Source organism: Burkholderia sp. YHN3-13, assembly GCF_055810675.1.
Map to the genome: position 1 here is coordinate 273,960 of NZ_JBVVNQ010000001.1, position 15,180 is coordinate 289,139.

At 69.2% G+C, this 15,180-nt stretch carries 10 protein-coding genes and 1 tRNA gene; all 11 read right to left on the reverse strand.

Annotation, left to right across the window (positions count from 1 at the left end; all coding sequences use genetic code 11):
* Positions 1-130 precede the first annotated feature (130 nt).
* A complete protein-coding gene (locus AC0KUR_RS01180) occupies positions 131-2,368 on the reverse strand; it encodes a TOMM precursor leader peptide-binding protein (RefSeq protein ID WP_473375223.1) in 2,238 nt (745 codons plus the stop codon).
* A gap of 80 nt (positions 2,369-2,448) precedes the next feature.
* On the reverse strand, positions 2,449-2,811 hold the full coding sequence (locus AC0KUR_RS01185; RefSeq protein ID WP_473375224.1) for a BMA_0021/BMA_0022 family TOMM bacteriocin: 363 nt from the start codon (positions 2,809-2,811) through the stop codon (positions 2,449-2,451).
* A gap of 16 nt (positions 2,812-2,827) precedes the next feature.
* Complete coding sequence (locus AC0KUR_RS01190; RefSeq protein ID WP_049029779.1) at positions 2,828-3,172, reverse strand: BMA_0021/BMA_0022 family TOMM bacteriocin; 345 nt, start codon at positions 3,170-3,172, stop codon at positions 2,828-2,830.
* 33 nt (positions 3,173-3,205) lie between these two features.
* Positions 3,206-7,213 carry a TOMM system kinase/cyclase fusion protein gene (locus AC0KUR_RS01195; RefSeq protein ID WP_473375225.1) on the reverse strand — a complete coding sequence of 1,336 codons (4,008 nt, stop codon included), beginning with the start codon at positions 7,211-7,213 and terminating at the stop codon, positions 3,206-3,208.
* Between the two features lie 17 nt (positions 7,214-7,230).
* On the reverse strand, positions 7,231-8,232 hold the full coding sequence (locus AC0KUR_RS01200) for an FHA domain-containing protein (protein WP_473375226.1): 1,002 nt from the start codon (positions 8,230-8,232) through the stop codon (positions 7,231-7,233).
* A gap of 796 nt (positions 8,233-9,028) precedes the next feature.
* Positions 9,029-9,124 (reverse strand) — tRNA-Sec (locus tag AC0KUR_RS01205).
* Positions 9,125-9,154: 30 nt separating this feature from the next.
* Positions 9,155-11,080, reverse strand: coding sequence for a selenocysteine-specific translation elongation factor (gene selB, locus AC0KUR_RS01210; protein WP_473375227.1), 1,926 nt, complete (start codon positions 11,078-11,080; stop codon positions 9,155-9,157).
* Positions 11,077-12,516 carry an L-seryl-tRNA(Sec) selenium transferase gene (gene selA, locus AC0KUR_RS01215; protein WP_473375228.1) on the reverse strand — a complete coding sequence of 480 codons (1,440 nt, stop codon included), beginning with the start codon at positions 12,514-12,516 and terminating at the stop codon, positions 11,077-11,079. Before selA ends, selB begins: the two co-directional genes overlap by 4 nt.
* A gap of 74 nt (positions 12,517-12,590) precedes the next feature.
* Positions 12,591-13,526 carry a formate dehydrogenase accessory protein FdhE gene (gene fdhE / locus AC0KUR_RS01220; RefSeq protein WP_197423874.1) on the reverse strand — a complete coding sequence of 312 codons (936 nt, stop codon included), beginning with the start codon at positions 13,524-13,526 and terminating at the stop codon, positions 12,591-12,593.
* 109 nt (positions 13,527-13,635) lie between these two features.
* A complete protein-coding gene (locus AC0KUR_RS01225) occupies positions 13,636-14,262 on the reverse strand; it encodes a formate dehydrogenase subunit gamma (RefSeq protein ID WP_034185838.1) in 627 nt (208 codons plus the stop codon).
* Positions 14,259-15,173, reverse strand: coding sequence for a formate dehydrogenase subunit beta (fdxH, locus tag AC0KUR_RS01230; RefSeq protein ID WP_034185837.1), 915 nt, complete (start codon positions 15,171-15,173; stop codon positions 14,259-14,261). The genes AC0KUR_RS01225 and fdxH overlap by 4 nt, the downstream gene beginning before the upstream one ends.
* Between the last annotated feature and the right edge of the window lie 7 nt (positions 15,174-15,180).

Genomic DNA, 15,180 nt, shown 5'->3' on the forward strand with positions numbered 1-15,180 from the left:
CGCGACACGATCGGGCAGCGCGACGGCATGAAAGCGACCGCGCGCGGCGGCATCCGGCCCGGCGGGCCGAGGCCGCCGCGCGGCCGCGGTCGACGCGGTGGCGAACCGTCGTGCCGCGGCGACGGGCCCGTCAGAGAAACAGCAGCGCCTCGTTCAACTCCGTCTCGCGGCTCGGCTGGCCCCGCCAACCCAGTCGAACGGGAACCGAATAGAGCCGTTGCGCGCCGAAGCGCGGCCAGAAATGGCACAGCCCCGGCGCGATCACCTGCACGACGGACAGGCCGAGGTCGGGTCGCGTCTTGTCGACGACGAGCACGTCCATGCCGGCCGCCGCGATGCGCCCGACACCCTGCGCGATCGCAGCCGGCAGCGACGCGGCGCCGATCGGCTGCCACGTCGAGCGGCTCGTGCGGGGCAAATCGGCCGCCGGATACAGGAATCCGGTGTCCGCCAGCTTGCCGCGATCCCACGGGTCCGGCGCATCCGCGGCGACATCGAGCAACTGGTTGACTTCGGTCAGCGCCCGGTTCACTGCGATGGCGCCGTCCGGATGGCAGCCGAAGCCGATCGAGAAGCGCCCGTCCTGCGGATTTTCCGCGAGCGCGGCCACGGTCGGCACCCCGAGGTCGGCGGTGATGTCGAGCGCCCACAAACGCCATCCGAGCGTCGCGTATTCGCGCACGAGCGCGTCGAAATACGGATCATCGAAACTCGACAATTCGATGCCGGGCCGCGCGATCCGGTTGTACCACCAGATCGCGACCGCATCGCGCTCGATCAATTCGAGCATGCCTTGCAGGATCGCCTCGTCGAGGCTCGAGCCCGCCGCGCAGCCGTTGGGGTTGTGCACGCACGCGGCCGGCGCCCGCGCGCTGTCCGGCGTTTCCGCATAGCAGTAACTCAGCGGCACGAGGTGGCGCCGGCCGGTCACGAGCGACCAGGCCGGCGTCCAGTCGATGACGTCGTGCGCCGTGAAGCGCGGCGGCACCTGTTTCCGGACATCGCGGGTCAACGCGTTGATCGCGTCGCGCGCGTCGAATTGCCGTTCGCTGAACTGCTGAAGGGCGTTCACGTGGATCGGGGCGGCGTCGCATGCGGGATCGGCGAGCAGGCTTTCGAGGCTTCCCGTCAGCGTCGCCTCGTCCCCCTGGTACACGCTGCTGAATCGCTCGAGCGCCTCGCACAGCGCGCTCGCGCGGGCCTGATCGTCGGTACGACCCTTGCCGGCGCAGATCCTGTCGAAGCGGTTGCTGCCCGGCACGGCCGCCGGGCACACGAGAAAGCCCGACGCGTAGACCTTGCGCAGGCCCGCGTGCCGCTTCGGCATCGGATGCAGGTAAGCGATCGCGCCGCTGACCGGCGAGACCAGATGGGCATGACGCGCGAACACCTGCTGCGGATCGGCGATGCGGTAGCCGCCGTCGGAGCGCGCCAGCGGTTCATGATCGGCGAGACGCGGCGCGCGCGCCGCCTGTTCGCGCATCCACCCGGGATTGCCGCAGCACGGGCATTGCGGACGTTTCAGCACGCGGTGACGCTCGGCGGCCAGCGTGTCGATGCGCTGCGCCACGATATGGGTCTGCGCCCGTGCCGACGCCGCGGGGTTGACGGCGATCTGCTCGACTGTCGCCGCCACGAGCGCCGCCGCGGCAAAGGCCGCCGCACGCGACGCCGCCGGCGGCAGACGCGCCGCGTCGCGGCCGTGATGGCGCGCGAGCAGCGCTTCGACGGGCCGGTTGATGCGAATCCAGTAGCGCACGCATTCGATGCACGGCGCGTCGGCGAGCGCGTCGCCGCCGGCCAGCAACGGTCCGATCAGCGTCTGCACGCCGCCCGTCGTCACGACGAGCAACGCCCCGCCGCGCGCCGCGACGCGGGCGGCGCACGCGGCGAGATCGTCGCGATCGTGCGTATCGGCGATCGCGACGGTCAGCCCGGCCTCCGTCACGACGTCGATGCCGGCTGCGTCGAGCGCGCGCCCGAGCGCCGTATCGTCGACACCGAACCGCTCGATCGCGACACGCAGTTGCGCGACGTGCGTGCAAGCCGCGTCGCCGTCGAGCCCCGCACGCTCGAAGAAGCCGCGCGCCGCATCGTCGTCGTGCGGCAGGTCCGCGCGCACGTACCCGCGACGCACCAGTTGATCGAGACGCGCGAGCACGTCCCATTCGCCGAACGCACCGGCAAGCGACGTCACGGTCTCCGCGATCGTCATCCGCGCCCCCAGGCACGCCGCGATCCGCACGAAAATCGCGCCGGACAGCATCACGCGCTTGAATTCGTCGACGACGAACAAGGTCTCGGGCCCGGCATCGAGCACGAGCAAATGCGGCTTGAAGCGCAACACGCGCGAAGGGTCATCGAGCATCGTCGGGTTCCATGCGGCGGGGAAACGAACGTCGCGCGGCGCCGGGGCCGCGCGACGGTACACGGCGCGGCCGCGCCGCGTCAGCAGCAGGTGAACAGGTAACTCGGCCCGGCGTCGCAGTAGGCCGCGAGCGCAACGGCCTCCTCGTCGAGGCTCAACGGCTGCTCCGGTATGCCGACCGTCATCACGTTGCGCGGCAGCTGCCAGCTCCCGCCGCCGTTGGCATGGCGCTTCCAGCCATGATCGCCATGGGTCTTGACGACCTCGATGTCGACGATCCACGGACACTGGTAACCGAAGTATTTCGCGAGCGTCTCCAGCGGCCGCTCCAGCAGCTCGTCCTTGAATTCCGGATCCCGCCACGAGAGCGCGATCGCGCGCAGATAGACCTTCTGGAACTCCAGCATCGATTCGAGCGTCGGATTCGCGTTGTTGTTGGCCATGTCGGTTTCCCCGCGGTCATTCCATGATGGTGATGTGGTTCGCGTTGTAGGCGGCCAGCGCCTGCGCGAATTGCGCTTTGTCCGCCGGCGCGGGCGGCAGGTACAGCGTGAGCTTGTTTCTCCGGCCGGCCGTCCAGTCGCCGTTGACGGTCGGCGTCCACTCGGACGATTTCGGCTGCACCTTCAGGTCGAGCCGGAACGGAAAGTGATAGTCGAAATGCTCGCGCAGCGCCTCGATCGGGTCGGCCTCGAGTTCGTCGAGAAACGCCGGCGAATGCCACGCCAGCGCGATCGCCCGGATGACGGTTGCGCGGTATTCCAGAAACTGCTCGTACGTCGGTAGTCGAAGATCCTTGCTCATCTCTCTGTTCTCCTGATGGACGAATGGAACCACTTACGGCAACGACTGCAACAGCGTTCCGGCGAGCCTGGCGACGCGGCCCATGCCCGCCGCTGTTGCAATTTCGACTGCGCGCCGGCACGCGTCCAGCGCGGCCACGCCGCCGCATCGCGGATCGGCCAGGCGCAAGTATTCGCATTTCTTCATCAGCAGTTGCGCTTCGTAATAGCGCTCCCCGGTCGATTCGCACCGTGCGAGGCATTCGTCGATCCGGGCAAGCGCGGCGCCGTACTCGCCGCGCGCGGCATCCAGTTCCGCCAGCAGCGACGCGTAGTAGGTCAGCCCGAGCCGCCCGCCCGATTGCCGCTGCGCGTCGAGATGCTCGACGACACCCGCGCGATCCCCGGTCGCCCACGCGCGAATGATCGCCGCGTAGTGCTCGACCGCGCGCAGCCGGTGAATCTCCGACAGGCGCAGAATCGCGTCCGACAGCGCGAGCGCCGCATCGCGATCGCCCGCAAGCTGGTACGTGCGCGCGAGGTACATCATCGTGACGCCGAGCGTCGGCAAATGGTCGAGGCAGGTCGCGCAATACACCGCGTCGTGCGCCATCGCGAGCGCGGCCCGCGGATCGTCGTCCATGCACCAGCGCACGCTTGCGAGCGACGCCATCGTCCATGCACGCGTATCGAGCCCGAGGATGCGCCGGTGGTTCGCGTCGCGCCGCACGTCGTAGCCCGCGAGCACCGCCTCGAACGCGGCGCGGGCGCGCGCATAGTGACCGTCGACCCACAGGCTCATGCCGCGCATCGCGTCCGCCGCGACCTGAACGCCGGCATCGCCGCGCTCGGTCGCGAGCGCGTCGAGCCGCAAGCCGATCCCGCGCACGGTGGGACGGTCGCCCGCGACGTGGTAGTAGGTCGACAAGGTCCACAGCGCGCTGATCTCGAGCCCCGGGTCGTCGAGCGTCCGCACCTGCCGCAGCAGCAGCTCGGCATGCTCGCGCACCTGCGGGTCCGCCCAGCCGAACCGTGCCATCGTCGCGTGCGTCAGCGTCGTGCGGAGGCGTGCGCTGTCGTGTTCGCGTTGCGCGTAGTCGGCATTGCCGAGCCATTCGAACACGGCTTGCCCGTAGCGGATCGCGTCGTCGTACCGCGCGCCCTCGAGCGCACGGCGCGCCGCGTCGATGCCGTGCGCGATCGCGTCGGCCAGGGCGCCCGCGCGCGCGAAGTGCCCGGCGACACCGAACGTGTGCGCACCGGCGCCCCGATCGGCTTCCGCGATCAATGCGCGGCCGACCCGCGCATGGTTGCCGCGCCGCACGGCGGGCGGCATCGATTCATAGGCCGCGTCGCGGATCAACGCGTGGCGGAATGCATAGAACACCCGATCGCGCCGATGTTGCGCGTACACGATCCGCTCTTCGAGCAGCAGCCGCAGATGCCCGTCGAGCGTGGCCCGATCGTGCGGCGATGCATCGGCGAGCAATTGCGCATCCACCTCGAGCCCGATGGTCGCGGCGAGCTGCGCGGTGTCGCGCGCATCGTCGATCCGGTCGAACGCGAGACCGAGCATGCCGCCGAGACTCAGCGGAAGCGGAAAGGGATCCGTTGCCCGCGGCCCCGCGAGCGCGCCGTCCGCGCCGCTCGTCGTCAACTCGCGCGCGACGGCCTCGATGAACAACGGGATGCCGGCCGTGCGGCGGGCAAGCGGGTCGAGCCAGGCCGGATCGGGCACGCCCTGCCCGAGGTACGCCGACATCAGGCGCTGCGCGTCGGCACGCGGCAGGCGGCGCAGCACCAGGCGCTCGGTCGCGGCGCGCCACCGGCCAAGCTTCTCGGGGCGCGACGTGAAGACGACGGCGAGCGCCGCCGCGCGCGGCGAGCGCTGCAGGTAGGCGAGAAAATCCTCGGTCGCGCGGTCGATCCACTGGACGTCCTCGACGACGAGCAGCACCGGCGCGCCGTTGCCGAGCGACACGATCAACTGTTCGAGGACGTCGAACAGCGCGTGCCGTTCGCGTACGCTCGACCACAGGAACCCCTTCGCATCGCACGGCAGCCCCAGCCAGGTGGCGAGCGCGGCGCGGGCCGCCGCATGATCGCACTCGAGCGGCGCGATCATCGTGTCGATCGCGTCGAGCGCGCCGCCGGCCGGACTGTCGGCGTCGATATGCCAATGCGCGCCGATGAACCGCAGGACCGGAAACAACGCATGATTCTCGCGTTCCGGCAGGCACCCGCAATGCGCGAACGCGTGGCCCTGGATCCGCACGGCCTCGCACAGCTCGTGCACGAGGCGCGACTTGCCGATTCCCGCTTCACCGACGACGAGCCGCGGCACGCCGTGCGGCGCAGGCTCGCCGCGCATCGCGCGACGGTATCGCGCGAGCGTCTCCTGCCAATGGCGCAACAGCGCGTCGAGCTCGTGGGCGCGGCCGACCATCGGTACCCGCACACCGGTGTCGAGCGAATCGAACGGCGTATCGGCGCGGCGCTCGCCGAGCAATTCATGGACCGGCTGCGGCAGGAGGCCCGCGCGCGCCAGCCGCAACGCGGTCGGCCGATGGTCGGCATGCCGATCGAGCGCGAGCCGCGCATCGTCGCTGACCAGGATCTGCCCGGGTCCGGCGAGCCTCAACAATCGCGATGCCGCGGCGGGCGTCGATACGCCCGACATGTGCGATGCATGCGCGAGCACCTGCCCGACGTGAATCGCGGCGGCCACTTCGACCCGCCAGCCGTCACCGCCGCCGCCGATGCCGCCGGCCGTCGCCGGTACCGGCAGCCGCGCGCGCTCGGCCACCCGCACCATGTCGAGCGCCGCGCGCGCCGCGCGGCGGGCGGGCCGGTCGATGTCGCCCTGCAAGCCGAAATGGAACAGCAGCGTATCGCCGAGCCGCCCGCCCGCGTGCGCGCCGTAGCCGATGGCGATGTCGGCGCACTTGGTCAGCCATTGCTCCTCGTAGCCGTCGAGCAGGTCGCCATGATCGGCTCCCGCGTGGCGTTGCCGGCCCTCCCCGGCAATCGCCACGCAACAGCACAGCGTGGTGACCTGCCGGTACTCGCCGGCCGCCGCGATCGTGTCGCCGCGCGGCGCGAACGGGTGCGGGCGCAGCTGCCGGCCTGCACGGCCGGCGTCGAACTGGCCGACGAGCGCCGCGAAGTTCAGCGCGCGGAACTGCCGCGCCAGTTCGTCGGCCGACGCGGCGCGCTGCTCCGGATTCTTGTTCAGTGCGCGCCGCAGCACCGCGCCGAGCGGATGCGACGCGATCGACGGCGGGAGCGCGACATCCACCGGGCTGAGCTGCTGATAAAGAATGTCGGCCACGCTCGCGCCGTGCATGACGACATTGCCCGTCAGGCATTCGATCACGACCAGGCCCCATGCATAGAGGTCGCTTCTCGGCGTCGGCGGCTCGTTGCGCAGTTGCTCGGGCGCGCAATACGACGGCGAACCGAGCACCTCGGTCGCCAGCGTCGCGGTCTGGCGCGCGACGTCTTCGGCGCCGGGCAGCAATGCGCCGATGCCGAAATCGAGCAGCTTCGCGTGCGGCCCGTCATCGGCGATCGCGATCACGATGTTCTGCGGTTTCAGGTCCCGATGCACGATGCCGCGCCGATGCGCGGCCGCGAGCGCGTCGAGCACTTCCGTCATCAGGCGCCCGGTGTCGACGGCCGACAGCGGCCCCTGCGCCGCGAGCCGGTCGCGCACGGTCAGGCCCTGCACCAGCTCGAATACCGCGAACAGCCGCCCGTCCGGCGCTTCCCCCCGGTCCAGCAGCGCCACGATGTTCGGGTGCCGCAGCGCTTCGCACAGGCTCGTCTCGCGCCGAAAGCGCGCGCGCTGGTGCGCGCGTTCCGCCGCGGTCCGCGCGGCATCGTCGCGCATCAGCTTGATCGCGACCGCCTGCCCCGTTTCGCCGCAGGTCGCGCGAAACACCACGCCGTTGCCGCCTTCGCCAAGCAGCGGGCCGAGCCGGTAGTGCCGCTTGCCGGCAAGCTCGGCGAAAGGCGCGACGGGCTGCCGCGATTCGGGCGTGCGGGACACGGTCGGCAACATGGCCTGTTCCCCCGCGTTCACGAGTAATGGACGACCGGGCCCGACACGGGACGAAGTGCGCCGATACGCAGCGCGACGCCCGGCACCGACTGGCATTCGAGATGCTCGCCGCGCATGATGCGGAACGGAAAATCGCCGAAGCGGACGCTGCCGCGCCGGCGCTCGACGAGCTGGCTCGCGTCGAGCCCCGGCAGCGCCGCGAACTGGCTCCGCGCGCGGTGAATCTGCACGTTGACATGGGACGGATCGATACCCAGCATGTGCGCCAGCCGGCCGAGGTCGATCCAGCCTTGCGACACGGCGTCGTAGCCGGCCTGCATGTCGGCCGAGCGGGCACGCGCAAGCGTGACGAGGCTGTAGTGATGAGCCCGTTCGCCGAGGTCGACCACGCCGCCGCGCACGTGCAGCAGCATGCGCACGTGCTCTTCGTTGCGGCTGACGAAAAATTCGAGCAGATGCCCCGGCAGGGCGGGATCGGCGGGCGCGGCGAGCATCATCGTCGAGCCGCGGCTCACGAGCGTCACGCACCACGTGCAGTCGCCGCTCGACACTTCGTCGCCGTCATGGAGCGTGCGTGGCGGCAACGTATCGTCGCACAGCCATTCGCCGGCCGCCGACCGGACGATCGTGACCGGCCGCGCGGCACGGGCAGGCAGGGTCTGGCTCGACGCAAGCACGATCGGCGGCGCGGCGCCGCGTATCGGCCACAGCGTATCGGCCGGATCGTCGAGCGCATCGACGCGCCACGGCGCGGTACCGGCCTGGCCGAACCGGATCACGTCGCCGGGCCGCAGCACCGCGTGCTCGCCGTCGCGCAACGGCACGCCCGATACCGACGTGCCGTTGCTGCTGTGATCGTGCAGTTCCCACAGACCGCCGCTCCAGCGGATATGGGCATGGACCCGGGACACCGATGCGTCCCGGATGACCGTGTCGCAGCGCGCGGCATCGCGGCCGAACACGTGATACGCGCGCAGCAGGCACGCTTCCCCGGAAGAATCGTTCTTGAGTATCGCCATGACCGCCCCGTGTCGGATTCACCCGGATCGATGGCGTGACGCATCGACATTGCCGGGCAAGCGATTGATTCATCAATTGCGAACGATGCCGCCTGTTCGCCGCCTCTTCACTTTTCTTGTCGTCTTTCCGTCAAACCGTCGCTCATCCGGAACGTGTCATTTACGTTAATTGAATTATCGACCGCTTTGTTTTTTAGGACCGGGCAACGTGATGAAAATCCTGCCAAATAAAACCACGCACAGCAACCGGAATAATCAGTTCTCGATTTCGGAATGCAACGCCTTACATTGTCGACAGTTTTCCGGAAAAGTTGAAGGGTCGAGCAGCGCGGCACGCACGGCGCGACGGCGTTGGCATCCTGTCCGCCCGACGTCCGACAATGCGCCCGGCCAAGCTTGCAAACCCGTGTCACAAAACCGGTCCGATCGGAATCGGGATCAAAATCAGTTTGATAGTTTCTGGAAATCGCACAATCACCATTAGCGTTTTGATTGCGATATTCTTCACTTATTCAATTATCGACGCGCGCCGCTTCAGTCCACGAAAGATAATCCTGCTTTACAGGCCGGGCCCACGGCAATTCACCCTTCTTTTATTTCGGAATTCGAATCGGAAAAATTCTGCGGACCCGCGACAGCAGGGATGGATTTTCCTCGTTCGTGACAAGCAACGCGTACGCCGCCTTGCCGTCACCGCTTGCTGCTAGATGCGTGACGTTCCCACGAGGACGATTCAAGACGAGCGGATCAAGACGCGATGCGCCGTGCGGCGCGCGCCGATCGCGGGGAACCGCAGTGGCGGAAGGCAGCCAGAGTCGAACTGACCCGGGAGTGTCTGACACCCCCAACCGGGTTTGAAGCCCGGCCGTACCACCGGATACGAATGCCTTCCGTGGGAAAAGAACCCAAGAACAACGAGCGCCTACGCCTGAATACCCACCCAACCGCTGTCAGGCCGCAGGTAGTGAAGATCGCGGTGGAAGCGAGTATACCCAACCCGGTCGAAGAACTCGAGAATCTGGATCGCACGCTTGCGGCCGAGCCCCGTCGCATCACGGAATGTCGCGGCGTCGAGCCCGCCGCCGCGCGACGGCGCGAGATGCGCGACCAGCGCCGCCAGCTCGCGCGCGACGTCCGCGTGATAGAACAGGTCGCGCACGACCTGGTGCACGTCGCCGCGCCGCGCGAGCTTGCGCAGCAACGCGCGCACCGCGTCCTCGGCCGCGCCCGTGTCGCGCGCCAGGTCGCGCACCCACGGCGGATCGAAGCGCCCCGCCTGAATCAGCGGCAACAGTTGCCGCGCGAGTGCTTCCTCGCGCGGCTCCAGGCTCACCGAATGCGACGGCAGATGCAGCCACGGCCCGCTGCGCGCGACTTCGCCGTCGGCCACCAGCGCATCGACGAGCGCGCGCCATAGCGCATCGCCGACGAGCGGCGCGGCCATCCGCCGCAGGCGCGCGGCGTCGAGCCCCTGCTCGTCGGGCATGCGTTCGTGATACGTGCGCAGCGTGTCGATCGCCCGCGTCTGCAGCGTGCGCCAGTGCGCATGCGAAATCACCGCGCCGTCGTTCGACGCGGCGTCGCGCTGCCCGATCGCCCGCGCGTCTTCCGGCAACGCCAGCGCATTCGGCGCGAAGCCCGTCAGATGCGTGAGCGTTGCGCGCGCAATGCCGAGCGGAGCCTGCGCGAGCAGCGCATCGAGACGCCCTTCGTCGAGCCACGCCGCCAGCGCATCGAGCCACGCGCGGCGGGCAGGCGTACGACGCTTGCGGGCCGGCCCGAACGGATCGAGCACCCGGCCGCCGCCGACGGTGCGCGTCGCCTGCGGATTACGGACGATGAACCGGTCGCCCGGCAGCGCGAACACCGGTTCGTCGAACACCAGTTGCACGCGCATCCGCTGGCCGGCCGCGAGCGTGTCGCCGTCGAGCAGCGCGACATGGGCGACGCGGTGCAGCGTGCCGAGATGCACGTGCAGCGGCGCCCAGTGCGTGAGCGACAGCCCTGCATCCGCGAGCAGCGTCAGCTCGACGTCCAGACGCGGCGACGTCGCGGCGAGCCGCGCATCGGCGACGGTATCGCCGCGCTCGACGTCGGCCTTGTCGACACCGGCCAGATTCAGCGCGCACCGTTCGCCCGCGCGGCCGATCTCGACCGGCCGGTTCTGCGCATGGATGCTGCGCACACGCGCCGCGCCGCCGGTACGCACGACCGCGAGCGTGTCGCCCGTCGCGACGCGGCCCGCGAACGCGGTACCCGTCACGACCGTGCCCTGCCCCGCGAGCGTGAACACGCGGTCGACCGCGAGCCGGAACAGCCCGTCGTCGCGGCGCGCGCGCCACGCGATCGCTGCGTCGGCCAGGTGACGCTTCAACGCGGCGACACCCGGATCGTCCGCTGCCGTCGCCTGCGTTTCGAAGATCGGCACGCCGGCCAGCGTCGAGTCGTGCAGCCACGCGGCGATCTCGTCGCGCACCTCGGCCACACGCTCGCCGTCGACGCGATCGCATTTGGTCAGCGCGACGGCACCATGCGTGACGCCGAGCAATTGCAGGATCGCGAGATGCTCGCGCGTCTGCGGCATCACGCCGTCGTCGGCGGCAATCACGAGCAGCGCGAAGTCGATCCCGCACGCGCCCGCCGCCATCGTATGAATCAGCTTCTCGTGGCCCGGCACGTCGATCAGGCCGAGCACGTCGCCGTTGTCGAGCGGCGTATACGCGTAACCGAGCTCGATCGAAATCCCGCGCGCCTTCTCTTCCTTCAGGCGGTCGGTATCGACGCCCGTCAGCGCGCGCACCAGCGTCGTCTTGCCGTGGTCGATGTGTCCCGCGGTCCCGACGATCATGCAGCGGGCCCCGCCAGCGGCGAGCATTGCGCGACGAGCGCCGCTTCGTCGGCGGCTTCGAGGCAGCGCAGGTCGAGCCGCAGCGCGTTGTCCGCGATGCGGCCGATCACCGGACGCGGCCATTCGCGCAGCCGCTTCTCGAGCTGCACGAGCGCACGGCCGCCGCGCTTGCCGTCCGCCGTGCGCACGACGAGCCCGGCGCTCGGCAACTGGTCGACCGGCAGCGCGCCGCTGCCGATCTGGCTGAACATCGGCTCGACCACCACGTCGAAACCGCTGCCGAGCGCGGCCTGCAATACCGGGCGCACGCGCTCGGCCGCTTCGGCGATCTCGCGCTGCGGCCGCGTCAGCAGACGCAGCGTCGTGAGCCGGTCGCGCAGGAATTCGGGCGCCTGGTACAGGCGCAGCACGGGTTCGAGCGCCGCGAGCGTCAGCTTGCCGACGCGCAGCGCGCGCTTGAGTGGATGCTTCTTGATCTTCGCGATCAGCGCGCGGTCGCCGACGATCAGACCGGCCTGCGGGCCGCCGAGCAGCTTGTCGCCGCTGAACGTGACAACGTTTGCCCCGGCGGCGACGGTTTCCTGCACGGTCGTCTCATGCGGCAGTCCCCATTGCGACAGGTCGGCAAGCGTGCCGCTGCCGAGATCGACGGCGACCGGCACGCCGCGCTCGCGCGCGAGCGGCGCGAGTTCGGCGAGCGTCGCCTCCTTCGTGAAGCCGCTGATCGCGTAGTTGCTGCAGTGCACCTTCATCAGCAGCGCCGTGCGCGGGCCGATCGCGTCCGCGTAGTCGCGCAGGTGCGTGCGATTGGTCGTGCCGACCTCGCGCAGCTTCGCGCCGGCGCGGCTCATGATGTCGGGAATGCGGAATGCGCCGCCGATCTCGACCAGCTCGCCGCGCGACACGACGACTTCCCGCTTCGTCGCAAGCGCCGACAGCGTCAGCAGCACGGCCGCCGCGTTGTTGTTGACGACGGTCGCGGCTTCCGCACCCGTCAGTTCGCACAGCAAAGCGTCGATCAGGTCGTCGCGATCGCCGCGGCGGCCCGTGGCGAGATCGAATTCGAGGTTGACGGGCTGCGTGAGCGCGTCGACCACCGCGCGCACCGCGTCGTCGGGCAACAGCGCGCGCCCGAGATTCGTGTGCAGCACGGTGCCGGTCAGGTTGAACACGGCACGCACGGCGCCCGTGCTCTGCGCGGCCAGCGTGCGCGCGAGGGTGGCGGCGATGCGCGGCTCGTCGAGCGGCTCGGCCGCGGCCGGATCGTGCTGCGCGGCGGTGCGCCAACGCTCCAGTTCGGCGCGCACGGCGTTCAATACGCGCGTGCGGCCATAGTCCGCGATCAGCGGTTGCAACGGTGCCGACGACAGCACGCGCTCGACGGACGGCACGCGCGCCAGCACCGCATTCAATTCATTCACACCCGGTTCGGTCACGTCGTTGTGGCTCCAGTCTCATGCTTCGCAGTCGGCCGGCGCCGGCGCTCGCGCGCCGCCCCCGGCCCGTGCCGTCAGTCCGCTTCCCGCGCGACGTCCGGCCACAGCAGCGGGTTCGGCGAACTGCGCTGATAGCCGGCCTCGTTCATCAGCAGGTCGAGCGTGAGACTGGCGAGATCGTCCGCCAGCGGCTCGAACTCGTAGTCCTTCTCCTGATAGCCGATCTTGCGATAGGTCTTGCACTCGTCGCACGACTCGGCCTTGACGGCTTCGCTGCCGCCCTCGATCCCGTGGTACGCGATGCCCTTGGTCGAATCGCAGTGCGAGCACTTCGTGCGCACCATGTGCCACTCGGTCGTGCACAGCCCGCACTGCAGGAACCGGTAGCCCTGGTACGGGCCGCCGACCCGCACGACGCTCGCGACCGGATGCGTGCCGCACACGGGGCACAGCCCCGGCTGGTCGAGATACGGGACATCGGCCGGCGTCACGCGGCTCGCGAGGTCCGTCCAGACCACCTGCAGCGCGGCCATCAGGAACGGCGCGGTGGCCGGGTCGACTTCGGCGAAGCGCAGCGCGAGGATCGCGTCGGCCTGCGCGTCGAGTTCGGCGGGCGCCATCAGGCGCAACCGGTCGAGCAGTTTCGCGAGCTGCGGATTGACGAGCCCGGCGCCTTCGACGCGGTCGAGCAGTTCGTACAGCACGGCGCGCCAGCGTGCGTCGCGCTCGCCGTCGAGCGCCGGCAAGAGCGGCATCGAGTGCTCCTGCGCACGCGCGATCGCTTCCTTCGACGGCAGCGGCAGGTCCAGCGTCTGCAGCGTGGCATGCTGCGCGTCGGCGACGGTGGCCATCAGCCGCAGGTAGCCGCTGATCGGGTTCAGGTCGGCAAGCTTGCGCAGCCGCGCGGCGCGCGCCGCGAACGCGGTCGCGCGCTCCGGCAGGCGAAAGCGCGGAATGGCCGAATGATCGAGTGCCGAGATCTCGGTCGGTTCGAGAATGCGTTGTGTCACAGAAATGTCTTCCAAAAAAACAAGCGCCGACGCATCGGCGCTTTCGGGCAGTTCCGGCGAAGGCGCGGAGCGGCCCGCCGCGATCGGCGAGGCGCTCCGCTCCAGTGCGTTATTTCACGCTTTCACGGAACCACTTCGGGTGATGCTTGCGGGCCCAGCCCAGCGTGACGGTGCCGCGCACCATCGCGCCGATCGAGCCCTTCACCCACAACGCTGCGTAAATGTGCACGATGATGCTCGCGATCAGCACGAAGGCCGCCACGGCATGCACGACAGCGGCCGCGCGGATCACCCCGATCGGGAAGTAGAACGAGAAGTAGCGCCGCCAGATCACGACTCCCGACAGCAGGAGCAGCAGCAGGCACGCCACCAACGTAAAGAATAGCAGCTTCTGCCCGGCGTTATAGCGCCCGACAGGCGGCAGCTTGTCTTCCTGGTTGGTCAGCACGTCGCCGATCTGCTTCAGCCACTGGCGATCGTCCGCGTCGAGCGTGTTGTGGTGCCAGAAGCGCACGACGAGGATCGCGAACGACACGAACATCACGAGCCCGACGAACGGATGCAGGATCCGCGTCCACTGGCCGCCGCCGAACAGCGCGGTCAGCCAGAACATCGACGGATGGAACAGCGCGAGCCCGGACAGCGCGAGCAGCACGAACGTGATCGCGGTGATCCAGTGGTTCGTGCGCTCGTTCGCCGAGTAGCGGACGATCAGGTTGGGGTCGTCGTGGTTCATTTCGCGTCCTCCTTGATGCGTCGCGCCTCGTCGCGCGCGGCCGATTCTTCCTCTTCGCTCACCTCGTTCGGACCGACCCGGACATAGTGGAAGAACCCGGCAAGCGCGGTCAGCGCGAGGCCGGCGACCGCGAGCGGTTTCGCGATGCCCTTCCACAGCTTCACCATCGGGCTGATCGACGGGTTGTCGGGCAGCCCGTGGTACAGCGACGGTTTGTCGGCGTGGTGCAGCACGTACATCACGTGCGTACCGCCGACGCCCTGCGGGTCGTACAACCCCGCATGCTCGAAGCCGCGCTCCTTCAGGTCCTCGATCCGCTCGGCCGCGTGCTGCTTCATGTCCTCCTTGGTGCCGAACACGATCGCGCCGGTCGGGCAGGTCTTCACGCAGGCCGGTTCCTGGCCGACCGCGACGCGGTCGGAACAGAGCGTGCACTTGTACGCGCGATGATCCTTCTTCGAGATCCGCGGAACGTTGAACGGGCAACCGGTCACGCAATAGCCGCAACCGATGCAGTTCTCCTCGTGGAAGTCGACGATCCCGTTGTTGTACTGCACGATCGCGCCCGGCGACGGACACGCCTTCAGGCAGCCCGGATCCTCGCAGTGCATGCAGCCGTCCTTGCGGATCAGCCACTCGAGGTCGCCCGCCGGGTTCTCGTATTCGGAGAACCGCATGACCGTCCACGAATGCTCGGTCAGGTCGGCCGGGTTGTCGTACACGCCGACGTTGGTGCCGACCTCGTCACGCAGGTCGTTCCATTCCATGCACGCCGTCTGGCATGCCTTGCAGCCGATGCACTTCGATACGTCGATCAGCTTCGCGACGCTCCCGGTCACCGGTTCGCGCACCGTGGGCGGTGGCGTCGTGGTGGCCGAGACGCGCTTGATATCCAGCGATTGCAATGCCATCTCTTTC